This window comes from Streptomyces zagrosensis, from assembly GCF_014203645.1.
Taxonomy (GTDB): domain Bacteria; phylum Actinomycetota; class Actinomycetes; order Streptomycetales; family Streptomycetaceae; genus Streptomyces; species Streptomyces zagrosensis.
This window is the reverse complement of record NZ_JACHJL010000023.1, coordinates 104,324-122,604: the sequence shown is the minus strand read 5'-3', so window position 1 is coordinate 122,604 and position 18,281 is coordinate 104,324. Positions and strand designations below refer to the sequence as shown.

The window sequence follows — 18,281 nt, the reverse complement described above, 5'->3', positions numbered from 1 at the left end:
ACTACGTTAGCGGATTTCCCCGGAGCTTCATAATCGAAGCTTTCGATTCGCATTCCGGCATGCCGAAATACATCCCGATCAAGGGCCGCGCAGTAGTGGTGTGCCGCCGGTGCGGCGCGAGTGCAGTGCCTCGTTGTCCTTGTGGACTGCGTGGCAACCCGAAGAACACTACATGACGCTTTGGCGTGCTCCAAACTCATGGTGGTGACCTCGTTCGGGGCGTAGCGTCGGTGTCGTGACGACGCGCGTACATACCCAGTGGTGGGCTGCCTGACGGCGGCCCAGACCTGTGCGTACCGCGCAACCAACGGCCGCCGCTTCCGGCGGCCGTCTTGCGTTTCTGAAGCCTCGCTTCTCGCCCCGGCCGCTGGGGGGCAGGCTGCGCGCCGGGTGCGGATCTTCAGCGGGGTGAAGCCGACCGGGCATCTGACGCTCGGGAACTACCTGGGGGCCGTACGGCGGTGGGCCGACGAGGAGCAGCATGGGGCCGACGCACTGTTCTGTGTGGTCGATCTGCATGCGCTCACCGTCGAGCACGACCCGGCGCGGGTGCGGCGGCTCAGTCGGCAGGCTGCCACGTTGCTGCTCGCGGCCGGGCTCGATCCCAGCCTGTGCACCGTGTGCGCGAGGGGCGGGCTCGGGGCGTGCTGGACGAGTGGTTAGGTGCCCGAGGCGAGTTCGCGGCTGCGGTCGCGGGCCGCTTCGAGGGCGGCGATCAGTGCGGCGCGTACGCCGTGCTTCTCCAGTTCGCGGATGGCGTTGATGGTGGTGCCCGCCGGCGAGGTGACGTTCTCGCGGAGCTTGACCGGGTGCTCGCCGCTGTCGCGGAGCATCACCGCCGCACCGATCGCCGCCTGCACGATGAGGTCGTGCGCCTTGTCGCGGGGCAGGCCGAGCAGGATGCCCGCGTCGGTCATGGCCTCTACGAGGAAGTAGAAGTACGCCGGGCCCGAGCCGGACAGGGCGGTGGCCGCATCCTGCTGGGACTCGGGGACGCGGAGGGTCTTGCCGACGCCGTTGAAGATCTCTTCCGCGTGGGCCAGGTGCGCCTCGGTTGCGTGGCTGCCTGCGGAGATGACGGACATGGCCTCGTCCACCAGGGCCGGGGTGTTCGTCATGACGCGTACGACCGGGGTTCCGGCCGCGAGCCGGTCCTCGAAGAATGCGGTCGGGATGCCGGCCGCGCCCGAGATGACCAGCCGGTCGGCGGGGAGGTGCGCAGCCAGTTCGCGGAGCAGGCTGTCCATGTCCTGGGGCTTGACGGTGAGGATGAGGGTGTCGGCGGTCTTGGCGGCTTCCGCGTTGCTGACCGCCGCCACGCCGTGGCGGGTGCGTAGTTCCTCGGCGCGTTCTGGGCGGCGGGCCGTGACCAGCAGATCCGCGGGGGCCCAGCCGCCGCGGATCATGCCGCTGAGCAGCGCCTCGCCGATCTTGCCCGTGCCGAGCACGGCGACCTTGTGCGCCATGGTGTCGCTCACCTCATCCAATGCTGTACGGAGCGGTTCAGGGCTGTACGGAGTTGCCCACGCCGTTGTCGGCATCCTCGCATCGGAGTGCAGGTGGTGGGTGCAGGTGGGGCGGGTGAGGGTGAGCGGCGTGGGGTCGTGCCGTGAGGACTTCTGTCATCCCGTCAGCGGGGTGGTGCTGGAGGGTGCGGCTGCGGTGGGTTCGACGGGCGGTGCGTGCTCCGCGCCGCGGCTCAGGGCGCCTGGCCACCACACCGTGGGACCGATGTCCAGGGCGAGGGCCGGGACCAGGACCGTACGGACCAAGAAGGTGTCGAGGAGGACGCCGACGCCGACCAGGACACCGAGCTGCGCCAGCGTGACCAGCGGCAGCACGGCGAAGACCGCGAAGGTCGCCGCCAGCACGATGCCCGCCGAGGTGATCACGCCGCCGGTGCTGGTGAGGCCCGCGAGGATGCCGCGCGTGTGACCGAGGCGCACGGTCTCCTCGCGTACCCGGGTCATGAGGAAGACGTTGTAATCGATGCCGAGTGCGACCAGAAATACGAAGCCCATCAGTGGCGTGGACCAGTCCATGGCGGCGAAGTCCAGTACGTAGGTGAAGAGCAGGTGCGATGTGCCGAGCGCCGCGAGGTAGGAGACGACCACCGTCGCGAGCAGCAGCAGCGGGGCCACCAGCGAGCGCAGTAGCCAACACAGCACGCCGAGGACGACCAGCAGCACGATCGGGATGACCGTCGTCAGGTCGCGGCCGGCGGCGCGCTGGGTGTCAAGTCTCTGGGCGGTGGTGCCGCCGACCAGCGCGTCTGCGCCTTCGACCGCGTGCACAGCGTCGCGTAACGCGTCGATCGTGTCCTTGGCCGCCGCGCTGTCCGGGGCGGCCTTCAGCACCACGGAGAAGGTGGCGAGCTCGCTTCCTTCGGTCCGTACCGTGTCGTGCACAGCGCCCACCCGGGCCACGCCGGGCACCTCGGCCAGCGCGTCGTTGACACGCTGCACCGTGTCGCCGGCGGCGCGCGTGACCAGATCAGCGGGGTCGGAGGCGCCGGAGGGGTAGTGCGCGGAGACGCGTTCTTGGGCGACGACCGATTCGGGCTTGTCCTGGAACATCTCCGACTGGTCCAGGCCCATGGTGATGCCGAGCCCGCTCACCGCGAGGACGCCGGTGATGCCGAGCGACATCAGCCATGACCGGCGCGGGCGGCGGGCCACGGCGGCGCCGATCCTGGCCCACGGGGTGCGCCCGGTGTGCGGCGCGGTGCCGAAGCGCGGGATGAACGGCCAGAAGACCCAGCGGCCGGCGATCACCAGCAGGGCAGGCAGCACCGTGACCATGGCGATGAAGGCACAGCCGACGCCCACCGCGCCAACCAGGCCGAGCGAGCGCGAGGAGTTGATGTCGGCGAAGGCCAGGCAGGCCAGGCCGATGGCGATGGTGCCGGCCGACGCGAGGATGGCGGGGCCGCAGCGGCGCAGGGCGATGCCCATGGCGCGGTGTCGGTCCTGGTGCTGGTGGAGCTCCTCGCGGTAGCGGGCGATGAGCAGCAGCGCGTAGTCCGTGCCGACGCCGAAGACGAGCACCATCAAGATGCCCGCGCTCTGCGGGTCCACCGGCAGCCCAGCGTGCTGGGCGAGGAGATAGGTGGTGGCCTGGGTGAGGACCGCCCCGAAGGCCACCGCGAGCAGCGGGAACAGCCACAGGATCGGGCTGCGGTAGGTGATCAGCAGCAGGGCGGCGACGACCGCGCCGGTGATCAGCATGAGGGTGGTGTCGAGGGAGTCGAAGACCTCGACCGAGTCGATGACGGAACCGGCCGGGCCGCCGACCGCCGTGTCGAGCCCCGGCGGGGCATTCGCGTCGGCGATGTTGCGTACCTTCGCGATGTCGTCCTTGAGGTCGTCGCCATCCGCCAGCGGGATGGTGATCAGCAGGGCCGCGCCGTCGTCGGACCGCTCGGCCGGGGCCAGCTGCTCGCCCTCGGCCGCGATCGCCGCGAACCGTTCGCGGTCCGCCTCCGCCTTCGCAGTGTCGGCGGCGCTGAGGCCGCCGCCGCGGCTGTAGACGGCGACCGCTGCGGTGAGTTCGTCGGCGCGGAACTTCTCTAATTCGGTGTTGACGCGCGCCGATTCGGCGCCGCTCGGCAGGAAGGCGTTCGGGCCGCTGTCCTCGACATCGCCAAGCTTGCCGGCGAGCGGACCAAGGGCGACCACCAAAATGAGCCAGGTCACGAGAAAGACCCACTTCGAGCGGCGACCGCCGGGCAGGGCGGGGAGCCGCTTGCTCCAGCTGGGCATGGGTGATCTCCTTTGGGGCGGGAGTGAGTTGTGCGATGGGCTCGCGGGACGTCGCTCCGTGCGTGCGTACGGCCGGGAGTTGCAGCTCTCGGCCGTACGTGTCGGGGGGCGGCGCAAAGTACGCCGAAGGGTGTTCGCGCGGGTCGGCGCTCGGGCGCTCGCTCGGGAGGGCCCACGGGAAGGCGCCGCACCCGCGGAAGGGCGACTCGAGCGGCTGGCGTGCTGGGCGAGCGGACGCGCGGATGGCCGCCGAGGTGGCAGCGGGGGCGGGGCGCGGATGAGAGGCGGCTGCGGTGCGTACCGCACTGCCGGGGCTGACCGTGGTGTGGGGCAGGCTGGTTACTCGACCTCGCGCATCATCTTCTCCATCGAGTCGAGCGACAAGCGGGCCTGGCTCAGCTCGTCGAGGGTGCGGCGGTGCAGTTCGGTGTTGTCCTCCAGCAACTGTGCGTATTTCAGAGCCAGTTGCTTGTACTGCTCCTCACGGGCAGCCAGCATGCGTGACCGCCAGGTAACCGCTATCTGCCAAACAATCACGATGAGCAGGAGAAAGGTCCCGCCCGCACCCACCGCTCCTACCCACTGGCCGGCCGCGTCGTCCCCGGCGAGTGTCACCATCTCCTCGTTCACTGCGTTTCCTCTTTCACGGGTTTCACGGGTTTCACGGGTTTCACGGGTTTCATACGTTGCACACGTTTCACGGACTCGGGTTGGGCGGTTGCGCGGGGGTGGGTTCGGGGGCCGGTTGCCGCTTCCCCGGGGTGGCGCGCTCCGCTGCCGGGTCGGACGCCGCGCCGGAGTCGGTCAATGTCGCCGAAGCCGCCGCGATGATCTCGGGAGTCAAGCTGTGGGCGAACGGTGCCACCTCGAAGAACTTCATCGCCTTTCCGTCATCGGACAGCTCCAACGAGCCGACGACCAGACCCGCCGCCTCCAACCGCTGAAGGTGCATGTGCAGCAGCGGGCGGCTGATGCCGATGTCCCGGGCGAGTCGGCTGACATAATTCCGGCCCTCGGTGAGCGCCGCCACGATGCGCATGCGATGCGGATTGCCGAGCGCGGCCAGGACTTTCAGCAGGTCATCTCCGGTCGGGGCGGGGACCGAGCCCATCTCGAACCTCTCTTGCTGTGATGGTTTCTACGCTGACATCCCATGCGAACACCTGTCAAAGAAAACTGACACATGTCGGGGACTACTGAGGGCACCTGGGGGTCGTCTCAGGGTTATCCCCGATTGCACCGCTCTCCTCGCACCCGCCGGCATCCGGCAGGGCGCTTGCCCGGCGCCGCCGGACTCACCTGACTCACCTGACTCACCTGACGGCCTGGCCCGGCACCTTTACCTCGCGGGTAATCGACGGACGCCAGGCCCCGAGGCAAGCTCAACTGCATGACCACCACAGACGCCACCAGCAACGTCACGACCACGGGCCACACGAACAGTTCCACGGCGTCCGCCCACGCGGGGGCTGCTACCGCCGCCACAACCACCACAGCCGCCACCACAGTCGCAAGCACAGCCGCCACCACAGCCGCGAGCACCGAGCAGACGCGGGCCGTCGTCACGGAGTATCTGCGGCGAGTGGCCGACCCGGAGCAGGGTCCGCGGGAGATCGCCGCCGTCTACGCCGAACAGGTGGACTGGCAGATCGCCCCCAACCCGGCCGTGCCGTGGATTCGGCCGCGTTCCACGCGGGCCGATGTGGAGGGGCATTGGGTCGAGTTGGCCGAGCACACCGTGGCGGGCGAGGGCGGCGCGAGCATCGACGTCATCGTTGTCGAGGGGGCTGATGCGGTACTCACCGGCCAGCTGCACGGCACCGTGCGGGCCACGGGGAAGACCTTCCGGTCGCCGTTCGCGCTGCGGCTCACCGTCGAGGGTGGCGAGATCACCCGGCACCACATCTGCGAGGACAGCCTGGCCATCGCCGCGGCCTGCACCCGCGACTGAGTCAGCTCCCACGAGGTGGCGCCCCCGCCGAAACCAGGGCCCGGCGGCCAGATGCGGCCGAGCCCGGCTTGGCGCAGGGACGCCCCCTGCCCGAACAGCCCGAACTGCACGCTCAGCGCCGCTCAGTCCCGCTCAGTCCCGCTTGCGCTTCTTCCGCTTTGCCGCCGGATTTCCCGTACGCGTCGCGCGCCGCCGCTCGTGTCGGGCCTTGGCCTCCTCGTACTCCGCCCGGTACCGCTTCTCGCGCGGGGCCTCGAAGAGACTGCGGCAGAAGTAGGCGAGCAGTACGCCAACGAAGCCGATGAGTCGGATGCTGCGCATCGACTTCTCGGCAGCGGCGTCCTCGGCCTGGTCGCCCCTGCCCCTGCCTCCCCGGCCGCCGCGCCGGCGGTCGGCGCTGCCGCCGAGTTCTTCCATGGTGCGGCCGAAGGCCATCGCGCTACAGAGGGCAAGCGCCACGACGACCATGATGTTGACCAGCTCGCCGACCTCGGCGATGGCCACGCCCTGGTAGGCGAAGAACAGGAAGAGCGCACCGGCCGCCGCGGCCAGCAAGGTGCCGAGCGAAAATCCGATACGGCGCAGCGTGTAGCCGCCGTCGTGGTGCACCCAGGTGGTGCCGAAGAACCGGATCGGCTTCGGCGCTGGCCCCGCGTCGGCGCCCGCCGCGACGTCTGCCTCTGGGCCGGGTCCGTCCGCGCCTGGCTGCTGCTCATCGCTCATGCCGTCGATTATCCCGGGTGCTCGGGTTCGGTCACTCGGCCGCCTCGTGCTGACCCGCTGCTGCCCCTGCACGCAGCGGGTCAGCACCCGGACGCGTAACCCAGACACGAAACTCAGACACAAGACCCGGGCGCGTGACCCGGGCGCGTAACTCAGACACGTAACCCGGGCGCGTAAACAGCTACTGGCCGGTGGCCGGCGGCAGGTGTGGGCCAGGGCCGGTGGCCGATGTGGGCCGGGGCTGGCTCAGCCGCAGGGAGCGGCCACGAAGCCGTCGCTGCCGGTCTTCACGTACGCGTCTGCAATGTACTGACCCGGCGCGATGCTGTCCCAGATGTCCGATGTGCCGTACGGGCCCGCGACGCTTTGGCCGCGGCGCTGGCAGCGGATGCGGACGCGCACGTTGTACGCCAGCACCTTCACCAGCGAGCTGGAGGTGGACGGGCCGCTGCGGACGTTGACCCGGTAGCCGGGTGCCACCGGGTAGGTGACGTCGGCCATCGCGGCTGCGGTCCCCACCACGCCGGAATCCTCAGCCTCGACATCCACAACTGCCGTATCGGTGGCGCTGGTTACCGCGGCATCGGCCGCGGTCAGGCCGGGTGCCGCCGTGACATCCGTATCGGCCACCGCCGCGCCCGTTCCCGCCGTCATTTCGCCGATTTCTTCCATGGCCATAAGGCTTTCCCCCGTTGAGCGTTTTGTACGTAGACATGCGCAGGCTAGCAAGCCTCAACAGTCGCGCACGGGCCATCGACTAGGCTCCGTGAGCCGCATGTGCGGCCGAATTCACGGGGGTGGGGGGAATGCCGCCGCTGCGTAGCGCGGGGACAGGCCCGGAAGCGGAAGGACCGCAGTATGCCGGCCAGTACCGGCTTGAGGGACGTCTTGGCGCCGGTGGAATGGGCGTGGTCCATTTGGCCAGATCGCCCGCCGGAATGCGGCTTGCGGTAAAGGTCGTACATGCCGAATTCGCCACCGATCCGGAGTTTCGGGCACGCTTTCGGCAGGAGGTCGCGGCGGCGCGTCGGGTGAGCGGTGCGTTTACGGCGCCAGTGGTGGACGCCGACCCCTATGGCGAGCGGCCGTGGATGGCCACGCTGTACATTCCCGGGCCCACGCTCGCCGAGCACGTGAAGCGGAATGGTCCGCTGGCGCCGGATGAGGTGCGCCGGCTCGCGGCCGGCCTCGCCGAGGCGCTGCGCGATATCCATCGAGCCGGGGTCGTCCACCGCGACCTCAAGCCGAGCAATGTGTTGCTGGCCGCCGATGGGCCCCGCGTCATCGACTTCGGCATCTCGCGGCCGGCCGACAGCGACCTGCGCACCGAGACGGGGAAGTTGATCGGCACGCCGCCGTTCATGGCGCCCGAGCAGTTCCAGCGTCCGCGCGAAGTAGGGCCCGCCGCCGATGTGTTCACCCTCGGATCGGTCCTGGTGCACGCGGCGACCGGGCGCGGTCCCTTCACCTCGGACAGCCCGTACATCGTGGCCTACCAGGTCGTACACGACGAGGCCGACCTCGACGGCGTGTCCGAGGATTTGCTGCCGCTGATCCGAAGCTGCCTGGCCAAGAACCCGGCGGACCGCCCCACCCCGGACGGGCTCATGTCGGCCCTACGTGCGGGCGGGCGCGGCCCGTTCGTCCCGCTGTCCACGCCCCGGGTCCCCTTCCAACGGGCGCCCACATCCCTTGAGCGCGATATCGCAGCGGCGGGCGCGGACGCGCTGCTCGCCGACTGGGACGCCGCGCCGAGCGGACCGCTGAGCCCGTGGCTGGGCCCGCCGCTGAGCCCGCCGCCGCACGAGCGGGCGTGGGAGGAGCGCGCGTACGAGGACGGGTACGCGGCGGGGTACGGAGATGGAAGTGCGGTGGACGGGGCCCGCGGCGACTGCGCACAGGGCGTTGCGGCGGCGCACCCGGATGCTGGGGACGCCGCGAATACTGGGGATGCCGGGGACGCCGGGGACGCCGGGGACGCTGCGAATACTGAGGATGCCGCAACACATGTCAGGCGCTACCCGCCCATCGCCTCCCCCGCGCCGGAACGCCCCGCGGCGTCGGGCGATGACGCGCCGCCTGGTCATCGGCGGCGGCCGGGCGGGGCGCGCCGCGCGCTCCGGACCCCCCGCCTGGGGCGCCTGCGCCGGGGCCGGATGGCCAAGCCCGGTCGTAGGGAGCACCAGGAGCACCAGGGCACGCTGTCACCCGAGAGGGGGCCCGGCCGCCGGGGCCGGTGGCTGGCCGCGGTCGTCGTGGCCGCGATCGTGCTCGGGACGGGCACGGTGTGGACGTGGCGGCAAATCGATGGCTTCGGCTCGGATGCCGACCCCGACCGGCGCACCGCCGCAGGCCACACGTGGCGGCCATGGCGGATGAACCTGCGCGACGGGGCGGGGCTGCCGGCGCCGCAGGGGGCGCCGGGCAGCGGGGCGCAGATGTCGTTTTGCGCGTACGGAAAGGGCGCCCTGTACTGCGCGCAGCAGGGCATCGCGGCGGTCAGGATCGAGCCGAGCCGCGGGCGGGTGCTGTGGACGTCGGGCGAGGGCGCCAGCGAGGGAGTGGTCGAGAGCGGTGACGGCACCGCCGAAGGAGGCGACCTCACCACCGAGGAAAGCGGCGAAAGAAGCCGCGAGAAAAACGGCGAGGAAAGTCGCGAGAAAGGCCGTGGAAAAGGCCAGGAAATAAGCACCGAGGAAGCCGGCGAGAAAAGCACCGGGGAAGGTACGGAAAGCGTGCCATCGGCGCCGGTGTTCGCGGCAGGCCTGGTGCAGACGCTTTCGCCGGACGGAAAGCGGCTCAGTGCCATCGATCCCGGCACCAAGCGGCAGCGGTGGACACGCGAGGTGTCCGCGTACGGCGGTCGGGTCTACCACGCGGGTGACTGCGTTCTGCTCGTCGCCGCCGATGGCACCGTGACGTCGGTCAACGCCGCCACCGACAAGCCGCGCTGGAGCCAACGGATCGACGGGCACGAGCTACCCACCTTCGTCGCGTTCGGCGCCGGGGACCTCGCCTACGCCGTCAGCACCGCGCCGGACGGCTCGCACACGCTGCTCAGCGCGCTCGATCCGGTCAGCGGCGACGTGCGGTGGAAGCGCTCGTTGACGGGCAACCTCACGCCGGTGGGCGCCGGGGCGGACGGGGTGGTGCGGTTGGTGGAAAGCGATCTGGAGTCGCAGACCACGGCGGTCGTACGGTACGACCCGGCACGCCGCCAGGAGCGTCGGGCGCCGCTGACGACGCCGCTGCACGTGTCGAGCGTGGCGGTCAGCGATGAGGTGGTTTACCTGCTCGGTTACGACGGCGGGCTGGTCGCCATGGATGCCCGGCGGGGTGGTGGCGCGGCGAAGGCGCAGTTGTGGCGCCTTGAGACCTCGGTCGGCAATGCGTCGCCGCTGACCGCGTCCGGGGATCGACTGTTCTTCTCGTCCGCCGATGGGCGACTGTTGGCGGTGGATGCGATGGGCGGCGAGTTGCTGGGCCAGACGCCGCCGCGCCCGGGGCGGGCCACGAACGGCTATCTGGACCGGCTGCCCGCGCCGGTGGCTGCGGAGGGCAAGGTTTTCGCCGCGGCGCCGGACGGCACGGTCTTCGCGGTGGACGACCGGGTCCCGTCCCGCTGGTGACCGCGGGGTTCTTTGGCCTGCTGGGGCTCAGCCCAGTGCGCTGAGCTTGCTGACGTCTCGCACCGCGCCCTTGTCCGCGCTGGTCGCCATCGCCGCGTACGCGAGCAGCGCCTGGGAGACCTTGCGTTCGCGGGCGACCGGGCGGTACGTGCCGAGCCGGTCAAGCAGTGCTACGCGGCGGGCCGCCAACTCTTCGTCGGACACCTGGAGTTCGATGGTGCGGCCCGGGATGTCGATACGGATCAGGTCGCCGTTCTCGACCAGCGCGATGGTGCCGCCGGAGGCCGCCTCGGGCGAGGCGTGCCCGATGGACAGGCCCGAGGTGCCGCCGGAGAACCGGCCATCGGTGACCAGGGCACAGGTCTTGCCCAGGCCCCGGCCCTTGAGGAAGGACGTCGGGTACAGCATTTCCTGCATGCCGGGGCCGCCCTTGGGGCCCTCGTACCGGATGACGACGACGTCGCCCGCCGTGATCCCCTTGTTGAGGATCTTCTCGACGGCCTCCTCTTGCGACTCGCAGACGACGGCAGGCCCCTCGAAGGTCCAGATCGACTCATCGACGCCCGCGGTCTTCACGACGCAACCGTTCTCGGCCAGGTTGCCGCGCAGCACCGCGAGGCCGCCGTCCTGGGAGTAGGCGTGTGCGGCATCGCGGATGCAGCCGCCGGCGGCGTCGGTGTCCAGCGAGTCCCAGCGCTCGGACTGCGAGAACGCCTCGGCGGAGCGCTTACAACCGGGAGCCGCGTACCACAGGTCCAAAGCCTCTTCGGCCGTGGAGCCGCTGCGGATGTCCCAGGCCTCCAGCCACTCCTTGATGCCGGCGGCGTGGACGGTGTGCACGTCCTCGTTGAGCAGCCCCGCGCGGTACAGCTCGCCGAGGATGGCCGGGATGCCGCCCGCGCGGTGCACGTCCTCCATGTAGTACGTGCCCTGCGGCGCGACGTTCGGGGCGACCTTGGCCAGGCAGGGCACGCGGCGCGACACGGCGTCGATGTCAGCCAGGTCGTACCCGGCCTCGGCCTCCTGTGCCGCGGCCAGCAGGTGCAGGATCGTGTTGGTCGAGCCGCCCATGGCGATATCGAGGGCCATGGCGTTCTCGAAGGCAGCGTGGGTGGCGATGTTGCGCGGCAGCACGCTGGCGTCGTCGTCGTAGTAGTAGCGCTGGGTGATCTCGACGACGGTGGCGCCGGCCCGCTCGTACAGCTCCTTGCGGGCCGTGTGCGTGGCGAGCACCGAGCCGTTGCCCGGCAGCGAGAGGCCGATGGCTTCGGTCAGGCAGTTCATCGAGTTGGCGGTGAACATGCCGGAACACGAGCCGCAGGTCGGGCAGGCGTTCTCCTCGATACGGAGGATGTCCTCGTCCGAGACGCTGTCGTTGACCGCGTCACTGATCGCGTTGATCAGGTCGAGCTTGCGGACCGTGCCGTCCACCAGGGTGGCCCGGCCGGCCTCCATCGGGCCGCCGGAGACGAAGACGGTGGGGATGTTCAGCCGCAGCGCTGCCATCAGCATGCCCGGGGTGATCTTGTCGCAGTTCGAGATGCAGATCAGGGCGTCGGCGCAGTGGGCTTCCACCATGTACTCGACGGAGTCGGCGATCAGGTCGCGCGATGGCAGGCTGTACAGCATGCCGCCGTGGCCCATGGCGATGCCGTCGTCCACGGCGATGGTGTTGAACTCGCGCGGCACCGCGCCTGCCGCCTTGATCGCCTCGCTCACGATCCGGCCGACCGGCTGGAGGTGGGTGTGACCTGGCACGAACTCGGTGAAGGAGTTGGCGACCGCGACGATCGGCTTGCCGATGTCCTCGCTCGCTACCCCGGAGGCGCGCATCAGGGCGCGGGCACCCGCCATATTGCGGCCATGGGTGACGGTGCGGGACCTCAGCTCGGGCACGATGCTCACTCCCTGGTGATGCGGTGACGCGTACGGCGGTGCATGCGGTGACGCGTACGGATGTGCGGTGGCGCGTACAGCGGTGCGTACGGCGGTGCATGCGTACGGTGTCGTACGAGCCTACGCGCCGGCTCCAAGATCCGGACAGCGTTTCCGCGATGTGAGACAGGCGCCCGGAATCCGGACCCGATGGCGGACGAGGCCACGCCAGGCCCATGCCTGCCATGCCACTCCCACGCTCCCGCGCACATCGCGCGAGTGCCAACTCGTGCGCGGCGCTTCGCTAGCCCCGCTCAGCTACTCGCGTGGCCCGGCGTGCCGCCCGCCGGTGCGTCGCCCGCCGGTGCGTCGCCGGTCAGGAGCCGTTGGACACCCGGTGAGACGAGCGCGATCACATACTCCGGATCGACGTCCGCCAGCGGCTTCATTTTGATCACGTACCGCAGCAGCGCGATCCCCACGAGTTGGGCAGCGGCCAGTTCCGAGCGGAGTTGCGGGTCGGGGACGTTGAGCTCGGCGGCGATCCGAACCATCAGCTTGCTGGAGATCAGATCGCGGAAGACGGCCGCAGCCGCCTCGTTGCCCACGGCCGACCGCACGATCGCCAGCAGCGGCTCGCGCTGCACCGGGTTCTCCCAGACGCCGAAGAAGAAGCGGGCCAGCCGCTCCCCCTGCTGCTCGGGCGGGCCCGCGGGGATCAGCTCCGGAACCTGGAACGTGGGCCCGAAGGCCAGTTCGATGGCGGCGGCGAACACCTGTTCCTTGGTGCCGAAGTAGTGGTGCACGAGCGCCGGGTCCACGCCCGCGCCCTTGGCGATGCCGCGGATGGACGCCTTGTCGTAGCCGCGCTCGGCGAACTCGCTGCGCGCCGCCGTCAGGATGCGGTCGCGCGCTGCCGGCTCGGCGCCGGCCGCCGACCGGGCCGGACGCCCGCGCCTGCGTGGCTGCCCCACCTGGGCCACGTCGTCGCTCATGACCCGGCCACCCGGGACGGCGAGGCCAGGTGCAGCCGGGTGAAGGCCAGCGCCTCGGCGAGGTCGGCCTCGCGCTCGGCGACCGACATCGCGCGCCGCGTGTTGACCTCAACGACCACATGGCCGGCGAACCCCTTGCCGGCGAGCTGCTCCAGGAGCGCGCCACACGGCTGGGTGCCGCGGCCCGGCACCAGGTGCTCGTCCTTGCCCGAGCCCGCGCCATCGGCGAGGTGGATATGGGCCAGCCGGTCGCCCATGCGGTCCACCATCTCCAGCGCGTCGGTGCGGGCGGTGGCGGTGTGCGAGAGATCGACCGTGAAGTGCCGGTAGTCGTCCTTGGTGACGTCCCAGTCCGGGGCGTACGCGAGCATCTCGCGGTCCCGATAGCGCCACGGGTACATGTTTTCGACGGCGAACTGCACGTCCGTCTCGTCCGCCATCCGCCAGATGCCGCTGACGAAGTCACGGGCGTACGAGCGCTGCCAGCGAAACGGCGGATGCACCACCACGGTGGAGGCACCGAGCCGCTCGGCCGCGGACCGGGCACGCTTGAGCTTGATCCAGGGGTCGGTGGACCATACGCGCTGGGTGATCAGGAGACACGGTGCGTGCACGGCCAGGATGGGCACCTGGTGGTAGTCGGAGAGTCTGCGCAGCGCGTCGATGTCCTGGCTGACCGGGTCCGTCCACACCATGACCTCTACGCCGTCGTACCCAAGGCGTGCCGCGATGTCGAAGGCCGTCGCCGTTGACTCCGGGTAGACGGAGGCCGTGGACAGGGCAACCTTCGCAGCCGGAATGCGCACCACTGGCTCTGGCTCTGTCACGAGGGACAGGGTACGGCGTGTCGCCGCCCTGACAGCAGGCTGCCCGGCCGAGGAACGGATCACCCGGCCTCGGAAGTAACCGCACTGGAGGCCCCTGGGCGACGCGCCGCAGGAGTCCCGCCGCCCCACTGCCCTGCTCGCCCCACCCGCCCCGTCAACCCGTCAACCCGTCGAAAGCTGACCCACCGCAGCCTGCTCCGCCGGCAGGTGGTCCAGCCGCCGCAGGATGACACCCTCGCGCAGGGCCCAGGGGCAGATCTCCAGCTCCTCCACGTCGAACAGCTCCATCGCCGCCTCAGCCACCAGCGCACCGGCCACAAGCTGTCCCGCGCGGCCGAGCGAAACGCCGGGTAGCTCCGCGCGCTCGGCCGTGGGCATCCCGACGAGCTTGGGCACCCACTCCGCCAGCGCCGTGCGGCTCAGCGCGCGCTGCACGTACAGCCCATCGGTCGAGCGCGCCGCGCCCGCCAGCCGCGCGAGCTGCTTGAACGTCTTGGAGGTGGCCACCACGTGGTCCGGCGCGCCCAGGCGACTGAAGTCACCAACGACGCGCGCGATCTGCGCGCGCACATGCCGCCGCAGCGCCCGTACGTCGTCCGAGCCCGGCGGGTCGCCCGGCAGCCAACCGCCGGTGAGTCGCCCCGCCCCGAGCGGCAGCGATACCGCCGCATCGGGCTCCTCGTCCAGGCCGTACGCGATCTCCAGCGATCCGCCGCCGATGTCGAGCACCAGCAACCGCCCCGCCGACCAGCCGAACCAGCGGCGCACCGCGAGGAAGGTCAGCCGGGCCTCCTCGTCGCCGGTCAGTACCGCGAGCCGCACGCCGGTCTCGGCGGCGACCCGGGCCAGCACCTCGTCGACGTTGGACGCCTCGCGCACGGCGGAGGTCGCGAAGGACAATACGTCCTCGCAGCCCTTGTCCTCGGCCGCTTGCAGCGCATCCCTGATGACACCGATCAGCCGGTCGATGCCGTCGGTGTCTATCGCGCCGTTCGCGTCGAGCAATTCGGCCAGTCGCAGCTCCGCCTTGTGGGAGTGCGCGGGCAGCGGGCGCGCACCGGGGTGAGCGTCCACCACCAGGAGATGCACCGTGTTCGAACCCACATCCAGGACACCGAGTCTCATGCCAGAACGCTACTGCGCATAACAAACCAGCCGATCAGTGGCTGGTCACGATGCGGCGACGACACGGGTGCAGGGCTGCGAGCGAGGGTTCCACGGACGCCTAGGTGGACGGACATCCGAACAGCGGGGCATACGGAAGTACGGACATACGGGCGTACGCGTGTGACATGAGGTGCTGAAGATGGTCAGAGTGACCAGAGTGACACCGGGCGGTCGGTGCGGGACGTCCTGGCGCATACGCTGGAGTAGTGGCAAAGACGAACAAGGCGAAGCAGGACAAAGCGCCAAAGCAGGGGTCGAAGAAGTCGCTGAAGAAGTCGAAGACGGGAGCCGTGGCCGCCTTGGAGCGGCCCTCGGACGAGGTGGGCCTCGACTTCCCGCGGGGCTGGGTGGAGTTTGCCGATCCGGCCGACGACGAGCAGGTCTTCCGCTGCGATCTGACCTGGCTGACCTCCCGCTGGACCTGCATCTTCGGCCAGGGCTGCCAGGGCATCGAGGCCGGCCGGGCCGACGATGGCTGCTGCACGCTCGGCGCCCACTTCTCCGACGAGGACGACGAGAAGCGAGTCGCCGAGAACGCCGCGCGGCTCACCCCGGAGGTGTGGCAGTTCCACGACGTCGGCACGCGCACCGGCTGGGTGCAGACCGATGACGACGGGGAGCGCCAGACCCGCCGCTACGAGGGCTCGTGCATCTTCCAAAACCGCCCCGGCTTTGCGGGTGGCGCGGGCTGTTCGTTGCACATCCTGGCGCTGCGTGAGGGCCGCGAGCCGCTGGAGACCAAGCCGGACGTGTGCTGGCAGCTCCCCATCCGGCGGACGTACGACTGGGTGGACCGGCCCGATGACACCCGGGTGCTGGTCGTGTCGATCGGCGAGTACGACCGTCGCGGCTGGGGCCCCGGCGGCCATGACCTGCACTGGTGGTGCACGTCAGCGACCTCGGCACACGGCGCGGGCAAGCCGGTGTACGAGTCGTACCGACCCGAACTCACCGAGCTGATGGGCGAGGCGGCCTACGCCACGCTGGTCGAGCTGTGCGAGGCACGGCTGGCCTCCCTGCTCCCCCTGGCCCCCCACCCGGCCGACCCCACCCCCACCCCGGCCCCGGCCCCTGCCCCTGCAACGGGCACGCCTTCGACTGGCACGACCGCGGGCTGACCGCGAACCGAACGCGAGCTGACCGCCCCGGCCGCGGCTCGGCTACGTACGGCCTCCTATGGCGCGGGCGCGGTGCTCGGCGGGTTCGGGTCCGGGGTCGGCTCGGTGGGGGTGGGGGTTGGCGTGGGGTCGGTCGGGATGGGGGTCGGGTCCGTGCCACCGGGCTTGCCTTCGCCCTCGATGATGACCACCGAACCGGTCGGCGCCACCGAGACCCGGGCCACCCAGGGCCCTGCCGGCTCCAGGTCATGGTCAACGGACACCGTGAGCGTCACCGACTCGCCCGGGTGCAACTCGCCGGCCGTCTGGCTCAGCCGCAGCCACGCCACCTGAGCCGTCGCCGACCAGCGCACCGGGGCGCCGCCCGATGCGGTGAGCGTGATCAGGGTCGTCTCACCGCTCGGCTGGGCCGAGACCGTGAGCCGCCCGGGGCCTGGCTCGGGTCGCCCTGTGCCGGGCTCCGGCGGACGCTGGTCAGTACCGGTGCCTGGCGCGCCGGACGGGCTCGCCGCAGGCACCTTGCCCGACTGGTCCCGCTTGCCAGGCCGCTCGCCGTTGGAGCCGTCCGCATCGATCGACACGTCGGATGAGCTCCGGCCCGCCTTCCCATCGGGGTGGTTCTCCCCGTGGGCGTTGCCGGCCTTCTCGTACGGCTGGCCGCCTAGGTCGTCCCGCTCGGGTGCGGACACCCCGCCGGTGCCCGCCTGGCTCTCGCCGGTCGGCGGGGCACCGCGGTAGGCGGCCCACAGCGCGAGCACCGGTGCGGCCACCACGGTTGCGACGACCGTCGTGGTGACCGCGCGGCTGCGGAGCCGACTGCGCCGAGCGGCGCGGTCCTTCGGGTCGATCGGGAAGCCGCGCCGGTCGAAGCGCGGCCCGGGGGCCGCGGACCGCGCCGGCCTGGCACGCAACCCGCACTGCACCGCGGCGTACACCGCGGCGCGCGGCGCCTCCAGGATCGGCAGCGCGGCGGGGGCCGCGGCCGTGCCCGGCCAGGGCCCGCCCGCCGTGGCCCGCTCCGCGGTCCTGCGGCACTGACCACAGTCATCGACATGGCGTACGAGCTCACGCCGCAGCGCCGCGGACAGCAGCACCTGCGCGTCGCCGGCCAACCGGGAGACGGTGGGGCAGCGGCCGAGTTCCACGACGGCGAGCGCGGCGCGCGTGCGCTCCACCTCGCAGGCTGCGCTGGCGAGCAGTGCCCTGGTGTCGTCCGGGTCGAGCCCGACGACGGCCGCGACCTCGTGCGGTGAGAGTTGATGGCGCACCGCGAGCTCCAGCGCCTCGCGCTGCTCGGGGGTGGTGCCCGCGGCCTCCGGCCAGGCGAGCGCGACCAGGTCGCGGCGGCGCTGGGCGGGAGCGGTGGAGACGTGCGGAGTGTGCGTGGGGCGGGCGGACCGGCCACGGGACGTGCCCGCGTGCTCCGCTCGCAGTTCGGTGAGCCTGCACAGACAGGCCCAGCGGGCCAGCGCGTACAGCCAAGGGCGGCGCAGTCCGGAGTCGTTGGTGCCGGAGCGCTTGGTGTGCCCGGCCGACCCGGTTCGCCGGTGCGGCGTGGACCTCTCCGGCGTCCCCGGCGTCCCCAGCAGCCCCGGCAGCCCCGGCAGCCCCGGCAACTCTGCCATCAGGGCTTCCTCGGGCGTCAGGATCGCGGGGTGCGCCGGCGCGGCCGGTTCGGGTTCGGCGTCGCACGGACCGCTGTCCTTGGCCGTGAACCCGGTGGCCCGTCCACGCTGCCGCCGGCGCTCCGCGACCACGAGCGCATCGCCGAGGGCGGCGGTCGCGGCGTCGTGGTCGCACAGCACGGACAGGCAGTACGTGAACAAGCCGTCCAAATAGGGCTCGTAGCATGCGGGAGGGCGCTCGGCAACGGTACGGGGAGCGTGCGCGCCGCGTCGTTGTGCGCGGTGTGCGCCGGTGGGATGCATGGGGTGCTCGGGCCTGCTGCTCATCACCTGGCGACGGTAGGGGGATCACACCGGGTCACCCACCTGCCACGGCCACCTTTAACTCGTACGGGTGACCATCTCCCTCGAAAGGGGACAGAATTCTTACCTAGCGTGATTCCTAGGGCCTGACCTTGACATATGCGTCTGGCTCTTCCCCCCAGCTGCACCGCGTCGCACCCCGTCGCACCCCGTCGCATCCCGTCGCGCCCCGTTCCATCCCGTCAGCAGCCCGCGACCGCTCCCCGCCTCAGCTCCCGCACCCCGCTGCCGCCCACCCTCCGACCGA

The 18,281-nt window shown here is 71.0% G+C and carries 14 protein-coding genes and 1 pseudogene; 4 read left to right on the top strand and 11 right to left on the bottom strand.

What is annotated here, in order from left to right; translation table 11 throughout:
* Positions 1–390 precede the first annotated feature (390 nt).
* Positions 391–621 (top strand): annotated as a pseudogene (locus FHS42_RS31230) (tryptophan--tRNA ligase); the annotation flags it as partial.
* 38 nt (positions 622–659) lie between these two features.
* On the opposite strand, the gene proC reads toward FHS42_RS31230, so the two are convergent.
* The 4 genes from proC to FHS42_RS31210 form a co-directional block, all read right to left on the bottom strand.
* Positions 660–1,466: a pyrroline-5-carboxylate reductase gene (proC, locus tag FHS42_RS31225; RefSeq protein WP_184578559.1), complete on the bottom strand. Its 807-nt coding sequence runs from the start codon at positions 1,464–1,466 to the stop codon at positions 660–662.
* A 156-nt stretch (positions 1,467–1,622) separates the two neighbouring features.
* Positions 1,623–3,761 (bottom strand): MMPL family transporter, encoded by a 2,139-nt coding sequence (locus tag FHS42_RS31220; protein ID WP_184578515.1) that lies wholly within the window; start codon positions 3,759–3,761, stop codon positions 1,623–1,625.
* A 339-nt stretch (positions 3,762–4,100) separates the two neighbouring features.
* Complete coding sequence (locus tag FHS42_RS31215; RefSeq protein ID WP_184578512.1) at positions 4,101–4,391, bottom strand: hypothetical protein; 291 nt, start codon at positions 4,389–4,391, stop codon at positions 4,101–4,103.
* Positions 4,392–4,458: 67 nt separating this feature from the next.
* Positions 4,459–4,872, bottom strand: a complete 414-nt coding sequence (locus FHS42_RS31210; RefSeq protein WP_184578509.1) for an ArsR/SmtB family transcription factor — start codon at positions 4,870–4,872, stop codon at positions 4,459–4,461.
* A gap of 279 nt (positions 4,873–5,151) precedes the next feature.
* Here FHS42_RS31210 and FHS42_RS31205 point away from each other — a divergent pair, with 279 nt between their 5' ends.
* Positions 5,152–5,712 (top strand): nuclear transport factor 2 family protein, encoded by a 561-nt coding sequence (locus tag FHS42_RS31205; protein ID WP_184578506.1) that lies wholly within the window; start codon positions 5,152–5,154, stop codon positions 5,710–5,712.
* A gap of 132 nt (positions 5,713–5,844) precedes the next feature.
* Here FHS42_RS31205 and FHS42_RS31200 read toward each other — a convergent pair whose 3' ends face one another.
* Together FHS42_RS31200 and FHS42_RS31195 are read right to left on the bottom strand one after the other, a co-directional pair.
* Positions 5,845–6,435, bottom strand: coding sequence for a hypothetical protein (locus FHS42_RS31200; protein WP_184578503.1), 591 nt, complete (start codon positions 6,433–6,435; stop codon positions 5,845–5,847).
* Positions 6,436–6,681: 246 nt separating this feature from the next.
* On the bottom strand, positions 6,682–6,936 hold the full coding sequence (locus FHS42_RS31195) for an SH3 domain-containing protein (RefSeq protein WP_246495674.1): 255 nt from the start codon (positions 6,934–6,936) through the stop codon (positions 6,682–6,684).
* A gap of 305 nt (positions 6,937–7,241) precedes the next feature.
* On the opposite strand from FHS42_RS31195, the gene FHS42_RS31190 reads away from it, so the two are divergent.
* Positions 7,242–10,064: a serine/threonine-protein kinase gene (locus FHS42_RS31190; RefSeq protein ID WP_184578500.1), complete on the top strand. Its 2,823-nt coding sequence runs from the start codon at positions 7,242–7,244 to the stop codon at positions 10,062–10,064.
* A gap of 27 nt (positions 10,065–10,091) precedes the next feature.
* On the opposite strand, the gene ilvD is transcribed toward FHS42_RS31190, so the two are convergent.
* The 4 genes from ilvD to FHS42_RS31170 all read right to left on the bottom strand — a co-directional run bounded on the left by ilvD (position 10,092) and on the right by FHS42_RS31170 (position 14,886).
* A complete protein-coding gene (ilvD, locus tag FHS42_RS31185; protein WP_184578497.1) occupies positions 10,092–11,960 on the bottom strand; it encodes a dihydroxy-acid dehydratase in 1,869 nt (622 codons plus the stop codon).
* 293 nt (positions 11,961–12,253) lie between these two features.
* The gene (locus tag FHS42_RS31180) at positions 12,254–12,934 is read right to left on the bottom strand and encodes a TetR/AcrR family transcriptional regulator (RefSeq protein ID WP_184578493.1); all 681 of its coding nucleotides are present in this window, start codon (positions 12,932–12,934) and stop codon (positions 12,254–12,256) included.
* Positions 12,931–13,740, bottom strand: a complete 810-nt coding sequence (locus FHS42_RS31175; protein WP_184578553.1) for a sugar phosphate isomerase/epimerase family protein — start codon at positions 13,738–13,740, stop codon at positions 12,931–12,933. The genes FHS42_RS31180 and FHS42_RS31175 overlap by 4 nt, the downstream gene beginning before the upstream one ends.
* 183 nt (positions 13,741–13,923) lie before the next feature.
* Complete coding sequence (locus FHS42_RS31170) at positions 13,924–14,886, bottom strand: Ppx/GppA family phosphatase (RefSeq protein ID WP_184578490.1); 963 nt, start codon at positions 14,884–14,886, stop codon at positions 13,924–13,926.
* A 248-nt stretch (positions 14,887–15,134) separates the two neighbouring features.
* Here FHS42_RS31170 and FHS42_RS31165 point away from each other — a divergent pair, with 248 nt between their 5' ends.
* The gene (locus FHS42_RS31165) at positions 15,135–16,046 is read left to right on the top strand and encodes a DUF3109 family protein (RefSeq protein ID WP_184578488.1); all 912 of its coding nucleotides are present in this window, start codon (positions 15,135–15,137) and stop codon (positions 16,044–16,046) included.
* Between the two features lie 56 nt (positions 16,047–16,102).
* On the opposite strand, the gene FHS42_RS36390 is transcribed toward FHS42_RS31165, so the two are convergent.
* Positions 16,103–17,998, bottom strand: a complete 1,896-nt coding sequence (locus tag FHS42_RS36390) for a BACON domain-containing protein (RefSeq protein ID WP_246495673.1) — start codon at positions 17,996–17,998, stop codon at positions 16,103–16,105.
* Between the last annotated feature and the right edge of the window lie 283 nt (positions 17,999–18,281).

What these genes read in the sequence shown, in the direction of transcription:
- proC (WP_184578559.1), bottom strand. Translation starts at nt 1,466, where the DNA reads ATGGCGCACAAGGTCGCCGTGCTCGGCACGGGCAAGATCGGCGAGGCG.
- FHS42_RS31220 (WP_184578515.1), bottom strand. Translation starts at nt 3,761, where the DNA reads ATGCCCAGCTGGAGCAAGCGGCTCCCCGCCCTGCCCGGCGGTCGCCGC.
- FHS42_RS31210 (WP_184578509.1), bottom strand. Translation starts at nt 4,872, where the DNA reads ATGGGCTCGGTCCCCGCCCCGACCGGAGATGACCTGCTGAAAGTCCTG.
- FHS42_RS31205 (WP_184578506.1), top strand. Translation starts at nt 5,152, where the DNA reads ATGACCACCACAGACGCCACCAGCAACGTCACGACCACGGGCCACACG.
- FHS42_RS31200 (WP_184578503.1), bottom strand. Translation starts at nt 6,435, where the DNA reads ATGAGCGATGAGCAGCAGCCAGGCGCGGACGGACCCGGCCCAGAGGCA.
- FHS42_RS31195 (WP_246495674.1), bottom strand. Translation starts at nt 6,936, where the DNA reads ATGGCCGACGTCACCTACCCGGTGGCACCCGGCTACCGGGTCAACGTC.
- FHS42_RS31190 (WP_184578500.1), top strand. Translation starts at nt 7,242, where the DNA reads ATGCCGCCGCTGCGTAGCGCGGGGACAGGCCCGGAAGCGGAAGGACCG.
- FHS42_RS31180 (WP_184578493.1), bottom strand. Translation starts at nt 12,934, where the DNA reads ATGAGCGACGACGTGGCCCAGGTGGGGCAGCCACGCAGGCGCGGGCGT.
- FHS42_RS31170 (WP_184578490.1), bottom strand. Translation starts at nt 14,886, where the DNA reads ATGAGACTCGGTGTCCTGGATGTGGGTTCGAACACGGTGCATCTCCTG.
- FHS42_RS36390 (WP_246495673.1), bottom strand. Translation starts at nt 17,998, where the DNA reads ATGAGCAGCAGGCCCGAGCACCCCATGCATCCCACCGGCGCACACCGC.